This is a genomic window from Variovorax sp. OV700 (assembly GCF_900099805.1).
Lineage (GTDB): Bacteria > Pseudomonadota > Gammaproteobacteria > Burkholderiales > Burkholderiaceae_C > Variovorax.
This window is the reverse complement of sequence record NZ_FNDR01000004.1, coordinates 477501-494196: the sequence shown is the minus strand read 5'-3', so window position 1 is coordinate 494196 and position 16696 is coordinate 477501. Positions and strand designations below refer to the sequence as shown.

15 protein-coding genes (1 of these 15 running past the window's edge) are annotated in these 16696 nt (G+C 67.6%); 9 read left to right on the top strand and 6 right to left on the bottom strand.

Going from position 1 to position 16696, the window contains the following annotated elements; all coding sequences use genetic code 11:
- Positions 1-60: 60 nt before the first annotated feature.
- Positions 61-1257, bottom strand: coding sequence for a DUF3108 domain-containing protein (locus BLR24_RS12190; protein ID WP_093017095.1), 1197 nt, complete (start codon positions 1255-1257; stop codon positions 61-63).
- Positions 1258-1391: 134 nt separating this feature from the next.
- On the opposite strand from BLR24_RS12190, the gene BLR24_RS12185 reads away from it, so the two are divergent.
- Complete coding sequence (locus tag BLR24_RS12185; protein ID WP_093017093.1) at positions 1392-2462, top strand: fumarylacetoacetate hydrolase family protein; 1071 nt, start codon at positions 1392-1394, stop codon at positions 2460-2462.
- A 141-nt stretch (positions 2463-2603) separates the two neighbouring features.
- Positions 2604-3368 (top strand): metalloprotease LoiP, encoded by a 765-nt coding sequence (locus tag BLR24_RS12180; protein ID WP_093017091.1) that lies wholly within the window; start codon positions 2604-2606, stop codon positions 3366-3368.
- 9 nt (positions 3369-3377) lie between these two features.
- Here the strand turns inward: BLR24_RS12180 and BLR24_RS12175 are convergent, their stop codons facing one another.
- Positions 3378-4166, bottom strand: a complete 789-nt coding sequence (locus BLR24_RS12175; protein WP_093017089.1) for a LuxR C-terminal-related transcriptional regulator — start codon at positions 4164-4166, stop codon at positions 3378-3380.
- Positions 4167-4247: 81 nt separating this feature from the next.
- Here BLR24_RS12175 and BLR24_RS12170 point away from each other — a divergent pair, with 81 nt between their 5' ends.
- The 3 genes from BLR24_RS12170 to BLR24_RS12160 are packed head-to-tail and all read left to right on the top strand — an operon-like array spanning position 4248 to position 7242.
- Complete coding sequence (locus BLR24_RS12170) at positions 4248-6035, top strand: FAD-dependent monooxygenase (RefSeq protein ID WP_093017087.1); 1788 nt, start codon at positions 4248-4250, stop codon at positions 6033-6035.
- Positions 6032-6262, top strand: coding sequence for a hypothetical protein (locus BLR24_RS12165; RefSeq protein WP_093017085.1), 231 nt, complete (start codon positions 6032-6034; stop codon positions 6260-6262). Before BLR24_RS12170 ends, BLR24_RS12165 begins: the two co-directional genes overlap by 4 nt.
- Positions 6263-6267: 5 nt before the next feature.
- Entirely contained in the window at positions 6268-7242 is a 975-nt protein-coding gene (locus BLR24_RS12160) for a Bug family tripartite tricarboxylate transporter substrate binding protein (RefSeq protein ID WP_093017083.1), read from the top strand.
- A 26-nt stretch (positions 7243-7268) separates the two neighbouring features.
- On the opposite strand, the gene BLR24_RS12155 is transcribed toward BLR24_RS12160, so the two are convergent.
- Positions 7269-8462 carry a toxin-antitoxin system YwqK family antitoxin gene (locus tag BLR24_RS12155; RefSeq protein WP_093017081.1) on the bottom strand — a complete coding sequence of 398 codons (1194 nt, stop codon included), beginning with the start codon at positions 8460-8462 and terminating at the stop codon, positions 7269-7271.
- Positions 8459-8872, bottom strand: a complete 414-nt coding sequence (locus tag BLR24_RS12150) for a VOC family protein (RefSeq protein ID WP_093017079.1) — start codon at positions 8870-8872, stop codon at positions 8459-8461. The genes BLR24_RS12155 and BLR24_RS12150 overlap by 4 nt, the downstream gene beginning before the upstream one ends.
- Before the next feature lie 64 nt (positions 8873-8936).
- On the opposite strand from BLR24_RS12150, the gene BLR24_RS12145 reads away from it, so the two are divergent.
- From BLR24_RS12145 to BLR24_RS12130, 4 genes are all read left to right on the top strand, one after another.
- Positions 8937-10130 carry a TraB/GumN family protein gene (locus BLR24_RS12145; protein ID WP_093017384.1) on the top strand — a complete coding sequence of 398 codons (1194 nt, stop codon included), beginning with the start codon at positions 8937-8939 and terminating at the stop codon, positions 10128-10130.
- Positions 10131-10141: 11 nt separating this feature from the next.
- Complete coding sequence (locus tag BLR24_RS12140) at positions 10142-10513, top strand: DUF2946 family protein (RefSeq protein WP_093017077.1); 372 nt, start codon at positions 10142-10144, stop codon at positions 10511-10513.
- Positions 10514-10631: 118 nt separating this feature from the next.
- Positions 10632-12917, top strand: a complete 2286-nt coding sequence (locus tag BLR24_RS12135; RefSeq protein ID WP_093017382.1) for a TonB-dependent receptor — start codon at positions 10632-10634, stop codon at positions 12915-12917.
- 40 nt (positions 12918-12957) lie between these two features.
- Positions 12958-13863, top strand: coding sequence for a copper chaperone PCu(A)C domain-containing protein (locus BLR24_RS12130; RefSeq protein WP_093017075.1), 906 nt, complete (start codon positions 12958-12960; stop codon positions 13861-13863).
- Between the two features lie 36 nt (positions 13864-13899).
- Here the strand turns inward: BLR24_RS12130 and BLR24_RS12125 are convergent, their stop codons facing one another.
- Both BLR24_RS12125 and BLR24_RS12120 read right to left on the bottom strand, forming a co-directional pair.
- Positions 13900-15648, bottom strand: coding sequence for a phospholipase D family protein (locus tag BLR24_RS12125; protein ID WP_093017073.1), 1749 nt, complete (start codon positions 15646-15648; stop codon positions 13900-13902).
- A 93-nt stretch (positions 15649-15741) separates the two neighbouring features.
- Positions 15742-16696, bottom strand: the 3' portion of a protein-coding gene (locus tag BLR24_RS12120; protein ID WP_093017071.1) for an ATP-binding cassette domain-containing protein. 944 nt of this gene lie beyond the right edge of the window; the window shows 955 of its 1899 coding nt (coding positions 945-1899); the start codon falls outside the window, past its right edge — the gene reads right to left on this strand; it ends in the stop codon at positions 15742-15744.

Below are 16696 nucleotides of genomic sequence, written 5' to 3'. Positions count from 1 at the left end.
GTTTCAAGAAGGGTTGTCGCATTGCAGTCACAACAGTGTTTCTTTACTTGATTTGTACGCTCAGCTGGCCGGGCCGGCGGGAAGGGTTTCGCGCAACTGCATGTCGGCGAAATCGCCGTTGGGCTGTGTCAGTTTCATCCGTACCGGTAGGTACCCCATTGCCGGGGCGAGCCAGATTTCGACCTTGTCGTCGAACTCGCGCCGCGGGTCGCGTGTGAGCTTGCGCACCGCGTACTCGCCGGCCGGCACCGTCATCTGCTCTTCGCCTTCGATGTTGAACACCCACACGCCCGCGTCGCGCGGCCCGACCGTCTGGACGGAAATTCGGCTGCCGGCCGGGTAGCGGGCCGGATTGCCGGCCAGCATGCCGCCCAACTGCATCACTACGCTGAGCCTGTCTTGCGCCCCCGGAAGCAGGGGCACGCTCGGCGCGTTGTTACTGAACATCACCTGTCCCTGGTCGCGCAGGAAATGCGAGGCCACCTCGCCCTTGCGGCTCTCGGAGAAGCGCGCCGGCTCGATGCCGGTGGCTCCGATCTGGCCGGTGCTGTGTTGGCTGCGAATGGTCTTGAACAGGAATTTGAGCGACAGCCGGGCGTCGTAGCTGCTGCCGTCCTGCAGCCAGACCAGGTCGCCGAAAACGCCCTGCATCGGCGAGGCGCCCTGTTGGCCGGTGACCGCAAAGGCCAGTTTCACGGAGCCCGGAATGCGCAGCGCTTCAGCTCCCACGACGTTGCCCGCCGTGGCGGAGGCCGCGCCCGCGGACCCGCCGGGCGTGCCGCTCTCCATGCCGGTGTTGGCCGTGCTGCCCGCGCCGCCCAGTGCCGCGCCTGCCGGAGCGCTTGCCGCCGGTTCAGGGGCGGTAGCCCCTGTATCGGGAGCGTTCTGTGCCATGACATCGGGCGTTGGCGGGGGGGGCTGTTCGGAAACCTGGGGCGCCGGTGCCGTCGCCGGCTTGGGCGGGGATGGCTCGCGCGGCCGCCGCGGTTTTGCGGGCGGCGGTGGTTTGGCTGGGGCGGCGGGCGCCACGGCAGCCGGCGCTGTCGGCTTTTCCGCAGCCGGTGGTGCGATCACGATGGTGCGGGTAATGAACTTGTTCGCGAGGGGCGAGGGGTCAGGCCCCATGGCGGCCGGCGCCAGTCCCAGCAGCAGCACGTGGACCAGCGCCACCGCCAGCGTCAACCCGGCCAGCACCCGCCACGAGGGGCGGCCGGGAGGGGCGGTGGACGGCGGCAGGGGGGCGACGAGCGTCGGCATGGGGTGGTGGAGTGGGCGCCAGCGCGGAGGTTCACCAAGAGCACCTCGGTACACTGCCGCCCGTTCAACCAGTTTAGTGGGCGCGGCGCCGGCTCTCGTGTTCGCGCCGTGTCCTTCATCACGCATTTGCCATCATGAAACTCGCCACCCTGAAGGACGGCTCGCGCGACGGCCAGCTCGTCGTCGTCTCGCGCGACCTCACGCTCGCCCACTACGCCACCGGCATCGCGAGCCGGCTGCAGCAGGTGCTGGACGATTGGGGCTTCATGGGCCCGCAGCTGCAGGACCTGTACGACGCCGTCAACACGGGCCGCGCGCGCCATTCCTTCCCGTTCGATCCCTCGGTGTGCATGGCGCCCCTGCCGCGCGCCTACCAGTGGGCCGACGGCTCGGCCTACCTGAACCACGTCGAGCTGGTGCGCAAGGCTCGCAACGCGGAGGTGCCCGAGAGCTTCTATTCCGACCCGCTGATGTACCAGGGCGGCAGCGACGACTTCCTCGGTCCGACCGACGACGTGGTCGTGCCCAGTGAAGCCATGGGCATCGACTTCGAGGCCGAGATCGCGGTGATCACCGGCGACGTGAAAATGGGCGCCACGCCCGACCAGGCCCTCGACGGCATCCGCTTGGTGATGCTGGCCAATGACGTGAGCCTGCGCAACCTGATTCCGGCCGAGCTTGCCAAGGGCTTCGGCTTCTTCCAGAGCAAGCCGGCCACCGCCTTCAGCCCCGTGGCCGTGACGCTCGACGAGATCGGCGAAGCCTGGCAGGACGGCCGCGTGCACCTGACGCTGCAAAGCAGCTGGAACGGCCGCAAGGTCGGCATGTGCGACGCCGGACCCGAGATGACTTTTCACTTCGGCCAGCTCATTGCCCACATCGCCAAGACGCGCAACGTGCGCGCCGGCAGCATCGTCGGCAGCGGCACCGTAAGCAACAAGGGCGTGGAAAGGAATGGCCAGATGGATTGGCCCAAGGGCTACTCGTGCATTGCGGAGAAGCGCTGCATCGAGACCATCCAGGGAGGCGAGCCCGCGACCGAGTTCATGAAGTTCGGCGACACGATCCGCATCGAGATGAAGGGTCTGGACGGCCGCTCGCTGTTCGGTGCAATCGACCAGGAGATCGTGTCGACGAGCGGGCGGCCGAAGGTGGCGCCGGTGTCGCTGGTGAACCCGCAGGCCGAGGACGCCGGCGAAGACTGAAGCCGCCGCGCTTCGCGGGTATCGCGCCCGCCATGGCTATGATCCTCCCGCTGCCGCGACTCGGAATCATTCGCGAGCGGCAGTGCGTTCGGCGGCTGCTTCCGCGGTCGCCATTCAAATCAAGAAAAACGGGAGTTTTCGATGCGTTATTTGCCTATTGCGGCCGCCGTCGTTGCGGCCTTCGCCCTCGCGGGCTGCGAAACCATGAAGAACGCCGACACCGGCGCACTCACCCAGGCGGGCGGCTCGGCCTTCAAGGCCATGTCGCTGAGCGACGGCGAGATCGCCACGATGTCCGACCAGTCGTGCGCCGCCATGGACCAGAAGAACCAGATCGCGCCGGCCAGCAGCCGCTACGCCACGCGCCTGAACCAGGTCATCAAGCAGATGCCCACCACCGTGAACGGCAAGACGGCCAACTACAAGGTCTACATGACCAGCGACGTGAATGCCTGGGCGATGGCCAACGGCTGCATCCGCGTGTACAGCGGCCTCATGGACCTGATGAACGACGACGAATTGCGCGGCGTCATCGGCCACGAGATCGGTCACGTGGCGCTGGGCCATTCGAAGTCGCGCATGCAGACGGCCTACGCCGCCTCGGCCGTTCGCGGACTGGCCGGCGCCGCCGGCGGCGTGGCGGCCCAGCTGTCGCAGTCGCAAGCCGGCGACCTGGGCGAGAAGTTCGTCAACGCGCAGTTCTCGCAAGCAAACGAAAGCGCGGCCGACAACTATTCCTTCGACCTGCTCACCGAACGCAAGCTCGAGCGCAAGGGGCTGGTCAGCGCGTTCGACAAGCTGGCCAAGCTCGGCGGCGGCGCCACCGGCAGCTCGCTCATGAGCTCGCATCCGCCATCGGCCGAGCGTTCGGCGCGCATGCAGAAGCGCCTGGACGCCGCCAAGTAAGGCGAAGCGCTACGGCGCTTCCTGTGTCACGCGCAGCAGCAGTTCCTTCTGCGTGCGTATCCCGAGCCGGCGGAACGCCCGGTACTGGTGGGTGCGCACCGTGGTCAGCTCGATGCCCACGTCGCGCGCCACCTGCTTGGCGGTCTTGCCCGCGAGCAGGTGGCCGATGACCTCGCGTTCGCGCAGGCTCAAGGTCAAGAGGCGCGAGGCGAGGGCGGGCGCCACCGCTTCGCGCGTGGCCATCGCGCTGCGGCCGTGGGCCAGGGTGGCATCGGCGAGCAGGGTGGCATGGCTTTCGATCTTCGCGAAGTCGGCGGCGTCGAACTCGGACTGCGCGAGGCTGCGGTAGAAGCTCACGGCCACGCGCTGGCCGGCCGGTGTCAGCAGCAGCACCGACGCACGTTCCCTGATGCCCACGTCGCCATAGCAGGCCGCACGGTAGGCGGGGTCGGCCACTTCGTCGGCACGCTGATGGCCCAGCCAGAGTTGCGGGCGCTTGGGCAGCTTGCGCGATGCAAGCCAGATCATGTTGGGATCGAGAAGGTCGAAGCGCTGCGCCACGTAGCGCTCGGTCGTTCGTTCGGCCGTGGTGCCGTAGCTGCTGGCGGCCGACACCGCCTCGATGCGGCCGGTGGCATCGACCGCGAACACGGTGCAGAAGGTCACGGGCATCACGCGGTGCATGGCCGCGAGGCAGCTGGCCGCCAGATGCGGCGTGGCGACACCTGCCAGCACGTCGCTGACGATGGCCGCGGACAGCGCACTGTCCGCGGCGGGTTGAATGCGCCAACGCCTCATGAGAGCAGATGAGCCAAGGGTAATTACTTCGTACGAAGTTATGACAGTGGCCGGCGCTGCGCATCGGGACAATCCCGCTGCATGACGAACCCCACCATTGCGGTCGCTGCACCGGCGCCCGGCACGCGCGCGGCCGATGCCGCGACGGGCCCTGTGCCGCCAATGGCCAGTGCCTCCGAGTTGCCGCCCTCCGTCGGCGCCTTTCACTACGCGCGCTACAAGCCCTGGACGCCGCCGCTCGAACACGACGGCATGGAGCCCGGCCGCCACCCCGTGGTGATTGCGGGCGGCGGACCCGTCGGAATGGCGCTCGCGCTGGGGCTTGCGAACCAGGGCGTGCGCTGCGTGATTCTCGAAGCCGACGACACGGTGTGCGTGGGCAGCCGCGCGGCCTGCATATCGCGCCGCAGCCTGGAGATCATGGAACGGCTTGGCGTGCTGCCGGCCTTCATGGCCAAGGGGCTGCCTTGGACCGGCGGGCGCAGCTTCTACAAGACGTCCGAGGTTTTTCGCTTCGAGATGCCGCACGACGAGAAGCAGAAGCTGCCGCCGATGATCAACCTGGAGCAGTACTACATCGAGCAGTACCTGCTGGAAGAGATCTTCCGCCGCAACGAAAAGACGCCGGGGGTCATCGACATTCGCTGGGGCACCGAGCTCACCGGCATCGTGCGGGATGAGGACGGCGTGACGCTCGACGTGCGCAATGCCGACGACGCGTATCGGTTACAGGGCCAGTGGCTCGCGGCCTGCGATGGCGGGCAGAGCTTCGTGCGCAAGGCGCTGGGGCTCGCGCTCGAGGGCACGGGCTACGAAGGCCGCTACGTGATCATCGACATCGAGCTGCACAGCGAGCACCCGACCGAGCGCCGCGCTTGGTTCGATCCGACGTGGAACCCCGGCTCGACCGTGCTGATGCACCGCCAGCCCGACGATATCTGGCGCATCGATTACCAGCTGCGCGCGGGCCAGAGCACCGAGGAAGCGCTGCAGCCGGCCGCGGTGGCCGAGTTCGTTCAGCGCCATCTCGACGCGATCGGCGAAGGCCACCTGCCTTGGAAAACGGTGTGGACCTCGGTCTACCGCGCGGGGGCAATGACGCTCGCAAGCTATCGGCATGGCCGTGTGCTCTTTGCTGGCAATGCGGCGCACGCCATGCCGATCTTCGGTGTGCGCGGCCTCAATTCGGGCTTCGACGATGCCGACAACCTGGCCTGGAAGCTGGCATTCGTGGCACGCGGCCTGTCGGACCCTGCGCTGCTCGATTCGTACTCGCAGGAGCGCATTGCGGCCTTTCATGTGAACGCGGAGAACGCGATGCGCAGCACCGAGTTCATGTCGCCGCCTTCGCGCGGCTTCGATCTGCTGCGCGAGGCCGCGCTTTCGTTGTCGGAATCGCATCGCGGCATTGCGCAACTGATCAATCCCCGTCAGACGCAGGCCGTGCGCTACGAAGACTCGGCGCTGTCCAGCGATGGCGATGCGCTGCCGGCGGGGCCGCTGCCCGGCGAGGTGGTGGCCGAGCAGCAGCTCGAACACGGCCACCTGAGCGACTGGATCGGCCCGGTCTTCACGTTGCTGGTGTTGCAGCCGGGGGCCGATGCTGTCCCGCTGCCCGCCGACGAAGTGGCGCAGGCCCGCCAAGGGGCCCTGCCATTCACGGTTCGCACCATTGCAGGTTCGGGCGTCGAGGGCGCGGATGCGCACGCCGGACCGGCCGTGTTCGCAGCGCTTGGCGCAAGCGACGGAGCCGTCTACCTGCTGCGCCCGGACGGCCACGTGGCCGCGCGCTGGCACCGCATGCCGCGTGGCGAACTGACGACCGCGCTGGCTCGGGCCGCGGTTGCGACCAAGGAGATTGCCGCATGACGACATCGCTTCATCCCGACGCACGGGACCGTCTTTATGCCGAGTGCGCGCGCGCCATCAGCGAAGCCGGCGCAGAGCGCGAATCGCTGTTCCTCGCGCGGCTCGCGCTGCTGCTGTTCGAGCAGGTCGGCGACGAGGCACGCTGCCGCCGCGCTCTGGCCGACGCGCTGCATGCGCTGCCCGTACCATCGCTGTCCGCAGCAGAATCACTACAAACTGGAGACTGATCGACATGGACCGCCGCACACTTCTTGCCACGCTCGCTTCGGGCGCCGCCGTGGCCGCCACGCCCTTCGCACGCGCGCAGGACTATCCCTCGCAGATCATCAAGTGGGTGGTGCCGTATCCCGCGGGCGGCGGCACCGACGTGATCGCGCGCACGCTGGCCGAGGCCATGCGCCAGACGCTGGGCCAGCAGATCGTCGTGGACAACCGGCCCGGCGCCTCCACCAACATTGGCGCCGACCTGGTCGCCAAGAGCAAGCCCGACGGATACACCGTGATGTCGGCGGACAACGCGGTGCTGGCCTTCAACGAGCACCTGTTCGGCAAGCTGCCGTTCAACCCCGAGAAAGACTTCACCTACATCGGCGCCATCGGCAAGTTTCCGCTCGCGTTGGTGGTCCATCCCGATTTCCCGGCCAAGAACTTCAAGGAGTTCCTGGCCTATGTGAAGGCCAATCCGGGCAAGGTCAACTATGCCTCGCCGGGCAACGGCTCGCCGCATCACCTGGCCATGGAAATGTTCAAGGTGCGCACCGGCACTTTCATTACCCACATTCCCTACCGAGGCGCGGCGCCCGCGATGGCCGACGTCATGGGCGGCCAGGTGCCATGCATGTTCCTGGACCTGGCCTCGGGCCTGTCGATCATGCAGGCCAACAAGGTCCGCGTGCTCGCCATCGGCTCGGGCGCCCGCAGCAAGCTGCTGCCCAGCGTGCCCACGCTGGCGGAAGTGGGGGTACCCAATACCGAGGTGTTCGCGTTCCAGGGCGTGCTCGGCCCGGCCGGCCTCCCGCCCGCCGTGGTGACCAAGCTCAACGGCGACCTGAACCGTGCGTTCGGCACACCGGCGGTGCAGAAGCGCTTCGAGGATTTCGGCATGGAAGCGATGCCCGGCACGCCGGCGCAGTTCGCGGCGCTGTCGCGCGCCGAGTCGCAGCGCTGGGGCCCCATCATCAAGCAGGCCGGGGTCAAGCTGGACTGAAGCGCGCGAGGCTGGGGGCCCGCGAGTTATCTCTTCTCGTCGAAGACATCTTCGTCGCGCTCCAGAACGCCGTTGTCGTCCCAGCTGCGCTCGCGGGTCACGCGGCCCTTGGCATCGAAGCTCGACTCCGCCAGCAGCGTGCCTTTCTCGCTGAAGCGCTGGTGCTTGCCAATGGGCACCTGCCGCCCGCGGCCCACGACCAGGAAGCGGCCGTGGGCGGCGCGCTGGCCGCTATCGTAGAACTCGGTGATCTCGACCGTGCGCGCATCGCCCGATCCGCGATAGACGGACTTGCTGCGAAGCTGGCCATTGAGGTAATAGCTGTCGTCGCTGACGGGATCGCCCGCAAGGTTCCAGCGTTGTTCGCGGATGAGCGCGCCCTTTTCGGAGTACTCCTGCTCGCGTTGCCGCACCGCGCTGCGCTCGAGCATCCGCCAGACCGTTTCGCGGCGCTTCACGCCCTCGGACGAGAACTGACGTTCGGTGCGCTGGGTGCCCACGATTTCGTCCTGCACCGACGGCTTGCCGTTGTCGTAGAAGTTCTGCGAACGCACGCGCTTGCCCGCCAGGTACGAGAGCCGCGAGCGCAGGATGCCGCGCTCATCGAAAAGCTCGACTTGCGAAGGCCCGCCAGTGAACCCGCACAGCCCGGCGTCGTCTGCCGCCGGCGCTAGCATCGGTTTTTCGCCGCAGCGCAGTGCCGCCATCTTGCCGCGCTCGGTGAACTCGACAAAGGCACGGTCGGTTCCAACGTCGGGATAGAAGGTCACGCGGCGCAACTGGCCGCTGGGATAGAAACTGCGCACCAGCCCGCGCTCGCGGCCGTCGTCGTAGACGGCCTCGCGCACGACCTTCCCGTTGGGCGCGAACTCACGTGCAAGGCCGTGGATGTTGCCCTTGGCGTTGAGGACGTGCTCCTTGGCCAGTCTGCCTTTTTCGTAGAAGCGCGCAAGGCCCGTGAAAACCCCGTTCTGCACTTGCTGCTCGCGCTGGAGTTCGCCGGTTTCGCGTTCCTTGCAGCGCAGGAGCCCTGTCTTGCCTGCGATGTTGCTGGCGTCCGAAAGGTTGATACTGCGATCATTGAACTCGCAGTCGACCGCGGCGTGAGCGGCGCCGGCCGCAAAAAGCCAGAGCGCGGCGGTTGCAATGCGAGGCGCGACGGCGCGCGCTCGCGCAGAAGCTGCGAGCCGGCTGGGGGCGGCCCGGCGCAGGGGGTTCATTTGTCGTAGAGAGCCGCCAGGGAGCGAAAGCCCTTGACCTCGATGGGGTTGCCGAACGGGTCGCAGAAGAACATGGTCCATTGCTCTCCCGGCTGGCCTTCGAAGCGCACCTGCGGGGCAAGCACGAAGTCCGTGTTCGCAGCCTTCAGCCGCTGGGCGAGTGCTTCCCAGTCAGGGAGTGCGAGCACGATGCCGAAATGAGGCATGGGCACCATCGCATCGCCGACCCGGCCGGTGCGTGTGGTGGCGAACGGTTCGCCCAGATGCAGCGAGATCTGGTGGCCGAAGAAGTCGAAATCGACCCAGGTGTCGGTACTGCGGCCTTCGGCGCAGCCGAGGACGTTGCCATAGAAGCGGCGAGCCACTTCGAGATCGCGGACGTGAAAGGCAAGATGGAAGATGCTCTGCATGGTTCCGGATTATGGGCAGCGGTGCTGTGAGAATGCCGGACTTTCTTTCATCGTGGAGCAAGCCTTGCGGATACTCCGGGCCCTGATTGCGCCGTGGCGCAATATCGATTTGAAGGCGCCTTTGCGCCCCTCGCTTTTTTCACGCCTGCCGCGCCTTGCGCTGGCCGGCGTCTGTTCTGTTCTTGCCCTGGCGGCGCAAGCCGCCTGCCCGCCGTCGGCCATTGCCAGCCTTGGAAAACCAGGTGCGGCAGTGGGCCAATGGAACGCCGCCGACCGCGGCCTGCTGTGGCGCGCCGACAGGGACGGCCGGACCGCCTGGCTCTATGGAACCATTCATCTCGGCCGCGCCGAATGGGTGCGGCCCGGACCCACCGTGCAGAAGGCGCTGGAGCAGAGCGACGCGCTGGCACTCGAACTCGACACGCGCGACCAGGTCGCGATGCGCGCCCTGACCCAGCCGGCGGATCCGGCCGTGGTGGCGCGGTTGCTGAGCGGCGAGCGCGCGCAGCGCCTGGCCAGGCAGCGAGAGGCGGCCTGCGTGGCGCCCGAGACCACGGCCGGGCTGCAACCCATCCTGCAGGTGATGGCGCTGACCGGCCTGGTGGCGCGCGTCGACGGCCTGTACCCGGAGTTCGGCGCGGACGAGGCGCTGGCCGTCTCCGCGCGCAATAGCGGCAAGCCGGTGTTCGCCCTGGAAAGCGCTGCCGCGCAACTGAAGATGCTGACCGGCGATTCCGAAGCCGAAGAGGCGGAGCAGATCGACGGCGCCCTCGACGAACTGGAGTCGGGCCAGCTGCGCACGCAAATGAAAGAGCTGGCAGACGTCTGGGCCCGCGGCGACGCCGACAAGCTCGCCCGCTACCCCGAGTGGTGCAACTGCCTCAACACGCCGGCTGAGCGGCGGCTGATGAAGCGCCTGCTCGACGACCGCAATCCCACCCTGGCGGACGGCATCGAACGCATGCATGCGGGCGGCAAGCGCGTCTTTGCCGCCGTGGGTGCATTGCACATGGTCGGGCCGGAGGGATTGCCCGCGCTGCTGGCGGCGCGTGGATTCACGGTCTCAGCGGTGCCGCTGTCCGCGCAGCCGCCGGTGGCGGTGCCGACGGCGCCAGCGCCCAAGGCCGCGCAGCGGGGCGGTCGGAACGCCAAGGGGGCCGCCAAGGGTTCCACCGCGAAGAGCGGCGCCAGGAGCGCCGGCAATGCCAAGCCGGCACAGCGCAGCACTTCGGCACCCAAGGGCAAACAGCGCCGATAATCTCCTTTGCCATGCACCTGCTGCGAAACCCCCCCCGCTTCCTCGGCCTCGTCGGCCGATGGGCGCTGCTGTGGTTCATGCTCTCGCTTGGCGTGGCGGTGGCGTCGCCCATCGTGCATCCGCAGGCCATGGAACTGGTGTGCTCGAGCGCCGGTTCGATCAAGGCGGTGGTGCAGACCGATGACGGCGTGCAGGAAGTGGGCGCCTCGCACATGGACTGTCCGCTGTGCCTGCTGACTGGCGCACCGCCTCCGTCGTCGGCCGCGGCGGCCTTCGATCTTCCCTTGCCGCTGGGCCGGGTGCTCCAGTCGATTCCCGCCGCGCGACTTGCCGCGGCCACCGCCGCGCCGCTGCCGGCGCGCGGACCCCCGACCTTCTCCTGAAACTGCCAAAACCGTAGCCGCACGCGCCCCGATCCGAGGGGCGCATGTGGCCTTTCCGGCTTGAAGTTCGTGGAGCAGGTTCACCGTGAAAAAGCATTCCCGCGCCTTGGCGATCGCCATGGCATTTCCCCTTGGCGCCCCCGTGTGGGCGCAAAACGCGCCCGACCCGTCCGAAGACGGCAGCGGTCCGCGCACACTGAGCACCGTCACCGTCATTGACGGCCGCCCAACCTCGCTGCCGACGCAGATTCCGACCACCATCGAGGGCCTGACGCACGAGCAGATCGTCGAAACGGTGAACGCGACCGACAGCGAAGACGCGCTGAAGTACCTGCCCAGCCTGGTGGTGCGCAAGCGCTACATCGGCGATTTCAACCACGCGGTGCTTGCCACGCGCGCCTCGGGCACGGGCAACAGTGCACGCTCGATGGTGTACGCGGACGGCATCATGCTGTCGAATCCGCTGGGCAACGGCGCCACCTACGCGCCGCGCTGGGGCATGGTGTCGCCCGAAGAAATCGAACGGGTCGACGTGCTCTACGGGCCGTTCTCGGCCGCCTACCCGGGCAACTCGGTCGGCGCCGTGGTCGACTATGTGACGCGCATGCCCACCAAGCTCGAGGCGCACGTCAAGCTCAGCGGCTTTGCCTCGAACTTCGACCTGTACAACAGCCACTCGTCGCCCGCGGGCCAGCAGCTCGACCTGTCGCTGGGCAGCCGCAGCGGCGACTGGTCGTGGTGGATCAGTGCCTCGCGCACCCACAGCAAGGGACAGGCGCTGGTGTTCGGCAACCGGCTGGTGAGCGCCGGCACGGTGGGCAATGCGGGCACGCCGGTCACCGGCGCGGTGCTGGGGCTGAACCCGTCGAACCAACCCTGGTGGCTGGTGGGCGGCTCCACCATCTACGACACCACGCAGGAGCAGGCCAAGCTGAAGGTGGCCTACGACTTTTCGCCCACCGTTCGCGCCACCTACACGCTGGGTGCCTGGAACAACACCACGCATGGCAGCGTCGACACCTACCTGCGCGATGGCCTCGGGCGGCCCGTTTATTCGGGGCGTGTGAACATCGCCGGGCGTACCTACAACCTGGATTCGCCGAGCGCCGCGCTGGCGCCGACGGAGACAGCGCTCACGCACTACATGCATGGCCTCTCGGTCAAGAGCCACACCGGCGGCGTGTTCGACTGGGAGGTGGCCGCGAGCCTGTTCGACTATTCGAGAGACACCTCGCGCACGCCGACCACGCCCTTGCCCGGCGCCTTCAACGGCGGCCCCGGGCGCACCACCGACATGGGCGGCTCTGGCTGGCACACCTTCAAGGCGGCAGGCACGTGGCGGCCCACCGGCTCGGCCGAGGGCGTGGGCGCGCATGTGGTCGACTTCGGTTTCCAGCAGGACACGGCGCGCCTGCGCACCAGCGTCGGCAACACGCTCGACTGGATCGAGGGGCCCGCCGTGACGCCGTTTTCCGCCTTCAACGGCAACACGCGGCTCCAGTCGCTCTACGTGCAGGACACCTGGCGTTTTGCCAAGGATTGGAAGACCACGCTGGGCCTGCGGCACGAGCGATGGGAAGCCTATGGCGGGCAGCTCGGCAACGCGACCAGGCTGCTGGACTTTGCGCCGCGCAAGAACAGCTACGACTCGCCCAAGGCCGCCATCGCTTGGCAGGCTACGCCCGATTGGTTGTTCAAGGCCTCGACCGGCCGCGCGGTGCGCATGCCGACCGTGAGCGAGCTCTACCAGGGCTCGATCGACGGCAACCGCATCGTCAATACCAACCCGAATTTGCGCCCGGAGCGTTCGTGGACTACGGAACTCAGCGCCGAGCGCGACCTGAAAACATGGGGGTTCGACGGCGTCCTGCGCACCACGCTCTTCTTCGAGAACACCAAGGACGCGCTCTACAGCCAGGCAATCACCAACCTGGTGAGCACGGTGCAGAACGTCGATGCCATCCGCACGCGGGGGCTCGAGGTGGCGCTGAACGCGGTCGACGTGGGCGTCAAGGGGCTGGACTTGAGCGGTAGCCTCACGCTGACCCGATCGAAGGTTGCCGCCAACAGCGGCTTTCCCGCCAGCGTGGGCCACGAGCAGCCGCGCATTCCGAAGGTGCGAGCCACGCTGCTCGCCACCTATCGGCCCGACGCCAGATGGAGCTACACGGTCGGCGCGCGCTACAGCGGCAAGCAATACGGCACGCTGGACAACAGCGACACGAACGGCGCTGCGTATACGGGCTTTTCGAAGTTCCTCGTGGTCGATGCGCGCATTCGCTATCGCATCGACCGGCAATGGAGCGCCGCCGTGGGCATCGACAACCTGAACAACAACAAGTACTGGGCCTTCCATCCCTACACCCAACGCACCTACGTGGCCGAACTCAAGTTCGACCTCTGACCTTCTCTCTCTTTTCACCGCTTTCTTCAAGGAGTTCCAGATGAACCACCCGCGAATCACCCTCAAGACCGTCGCCGCATGCGCCATGCTGGCGGGCACCGCGACCGCGTTCGCCCACGTCACCTTGCCGCGCGGCGGCGTCACCGTCGGCAGCGACTACGACGCGGCCTTCCGCGTGGGCCATGCCTGCGAAGGCGCCAAGGCCACCACCGGCCTGGCCGTCCGCCTGCCCAAGGGCTTCATCCTGAGCGATGCGCAGGCGCGCAAGGGCTGGAGGCTCGACGTGCAGAAGAATGCCGGAGACGGCGAAGTGCGCTGGACCGCGGAAAGCCCGCAAGCGGCGCTGCCTGCGAGCGAACGCGCCGAATTCGTGTTGCGCGGCAAGGTGCCCGGCACGCCGGGTCCGCTGTGGTTCAAAGTGCTGCAGACCTGCGACGTGGGCAGCATCGACTGGGCCGAGGTGCCGGCGTCGGGCAACTCGACCGCCGGGCTCAAGACCCCTGCCGCCAGGCTCGACGTGGTGGCGCAGGGCGTGGCCACGGTCGACGTGCGCGACGGCTGGGTGCGCCAGTCGGTCCCGGGTCAGAGCGGCACCGGCGCTTTCATGAAGCTCACCGCGCCCACCGGCACCAGGCTGGTCGGTATCTCGACGCCGGCCGCCGGCGTGGCCGAAGTTCACGAGATGAAGATGGAAGGCGACACCATGAAGATGCGCGAGCTGGCGGGCGGGCTCGAACTCCCCGCCGGCCAGACCGTCGAGCTCAAGCCGGGCGGCAACCACGTGATGATGATGGACCTGAAGCAGGCGCTGGCCAAGGGTTCGACCGTGCCGATGACGCTCAGGTTCGAGGATGCGAAGGGCCAGAAGACCTCGCTCGACCTGAAGCTGCCGGTGGGCGCGCCGGAAGGCGCCGACGCGGCCGCGCCGGCTGCTCACAAGCACTGACCTGCCATCCCGAGCGGCGGGCCTCGGCCTCTAGGGCTACAGCAGCTGGTCCGGCGCCAGCGGGCCGAACAGCTTGAGCATCAGGCGCAGGGTCAGGCTGGCGTCGGGCTCGGTGGTGGTGTCCTTCAAGCCGCTGCCTTCGGGCGCCCGCCAGACCAGCGAGCCGTCGTTCAGCTCGATCCGCCACGAGCCTTCGCGCATGCCGCGCTCGATCTGCTCGGACGCCGTGCGGGAAAGTTCGGCGCTTCGCACGAGCAGGGCGAGTTCGGTGTTCTGCAGTTGCGAGCGCAGGTCGAGGTTCATCGAGCCGACCACCAGCAGCCGGCCGTCCATCACCAGCACCTTCGAGTGCAGCATGGAGCGCGATGCGCCGACGCTGCCGTCGCCCGATGAGCCGAAGGCGTTGCTGACACTGGCTTGCTCGCTGCGCAGTTCGTAAAGCTCGACGCCGATCTTGAGCAGATCCTGGCGATGGCGCGAATAGCCGACATGCGCCACCGGCGCGTCGTTCGACGCCAGCGAGTTGGTCAGCACGCGGATGCGAACCCCGCGGCCCCGGGCCGCCGCAAAGGCTTGCTTCATGTCCGGGCCGGGCACGAAATAGGGCGAGATGATGAGCAGGTCGCTGTTCGCCTGTCCGATCAGTTGCAACAGGCCCTCCACCACCGTGTCGCTGCCGGCGGCAATGTCGGAACTGGCCTCGAGCGATGCGGCCCGGCGCGACGGGTTGGCCCTGTCGTTGGGCTGGCTCACCACCAGGCCCGGTGCTTTCGTCTGGTTCGGCCCCTTGTCGGCGGGAATCTTGCCGGGCTGGTCGGCGAGCATCACCGCGGGCGCCCAGACGAAGCGGGCGGTGCGCAGATCCAGGGGTTTTTCGTCCCAGGCGCGGGCCAGCTGTGCCGCCGTTGGGGGAGCGCCGGGCTTCGGTTCGCCTTCCGCGGGCGCCGGCGTCTGGGATGTCGGCGGCGCGTTCAAGGCCCGGGCCGATTCATCGGCCAGTTCCCGGTCGGCCTGTTCCGCACGTTCGCGGATGGCCTTCAGCTCTTCGCGCTTGACCAGCGACTGCACAGGGTAGGCGCGCTCGTTGTTCCAGTAGCTATCGAAGCTGCGCGACAGATCCTGCACGATCGGGCCGGCCGCCAGGATGTCCAGATCGATGAAGTTGCCCTTCAGCGCATTGCCGAAGTAGGCGTCGCCCAGATTTCGGCCGCCGGTCACGCCGAGCACGTTGTCGGCGAGAAAGAGCTTGTTGTGCATCCGCTGCTGGATCCGCGAGGCATCGCCGATCGAGTTGAAGATTCGTGCGAACGAAGAGCCGCGCGCGCCGGCGAGCGGGTTGAACAGGCGCATCTCGATGTTGGGCACGAAGGCCAGGCCCAGCACCAGCGCGTCGCGGCCGGTGCTGTGAAGATCATCGAGCAGGATCCGCACGCGCACGCCACGCCCGGCCGCCGCCCGGATTCCCCGCAACAGCCGGCCGGTGCTGGCGTCGGCGTGGATCGCGTAGTACTGCAGGTCCAGCGTCTTCTGGGCGCCTTCAATCAATGCGAGCCGGCTGCCATAGGCGGCAGGAGGCCCGCCGAGTAGCAAAAAACCGGATTCGAATCGCGCTGCGTCGGCTCTGCGCCGCTGCTGGACCAAGGCCTCCAGGGCAGTGCCACTGGGCGAGGGAAGTGCCACCGATACCGGGCGGTCGACGTGCTCGGGCAGCTGTGCGCAAGCGCCCTGCAGGACAATGGCCAGGAGTGCAACGGACCGGCCGAAGAGCGCGTAGATGGAAGACATGCGGCGTTCTGGGAGCTTTGAAGCCGCATATATAGCCCAGTTGGCGGCGTCTGCGCGTGGGACGGCGTGACAGCCCGATGCAAAACCAAGGCACTAACGCGCGGCGGACAATTCCTCCTGGCGCTCCAGGGCGGCTAGCAATTCGTCGTCGATCTGGGCGTGGCGCTGGCTCAGTTCGGCCGCGCGCGAAGCGTCGGTGGCATAGATTGCCCCGCCGTCGAGTTCGAGCATTTCGGTGAGGCGCTTCTGCTCGGCTTCGAGCGCTTCAATCTGCGCCGGAAGCGCCTCGAGTTCGCGCTGCTCCTTGTAGCTGAGCTTCTTGCGTGCCGCCGCGGGGCGGGCGGCAGCGGATTCGGCCAGGGCAGGCGTCGGAGCCGGCGCTGGCGGAGGGCTGGCGGCTTGCCGTTGTTCCGCGATCTCGCGCGCGCGCTTCGACTGGATCAGCCAGTCCTGCACGCTGCCTTCGTATTCGCGCCAATGGCCGTCGCCTTCGAATGCGATCGTGCTGGTCACCACGTTGTCCAGGAAGGTCCGGTCGTGGCTGACCAGGAAAACGGTCCCGTCGTAGTCCTGCAGCAGGCCTTCCAGGAGTTCGAGGGTGTCGATGTCCAGGTCGTTGGTCGGTTCGTCCAGCACCAGCACATTGGCCGGACGCGCGAACAGGCGGGCCAGCAGCAGCCGATTGCGTTCGCCGCCGCTGAGCGAGCGCACCGGAGAATTGGCGCGCGCAGGGGAAAAGAGAAAGTCGGAGAGATAGCTCTTCACGTGCTTGCGCTGGCTGCCGATCTCGATCCATTCGCTGCCCGGGCTGATGAAGTCTTCCAGCGTGGCGTCCAGGTCGAGCTTGTCGCGCATCTGGTCGAAATAAGCCACCTGCAGGTTGGTGCCGCGGCGGATCTTGCCGCTGTCCGGTTCGAGTTCACCCAAAATGAGCTTGAGCAGCGTGGTCTTGCCCGCGCCATTGGGGCCCAGCAGGCCGACCTTGTCGCCGCGCAGGATGGTGCCCGTGAAGTTGCGGATGACGGTCTTTTCGCCGAAGGACTTGGTC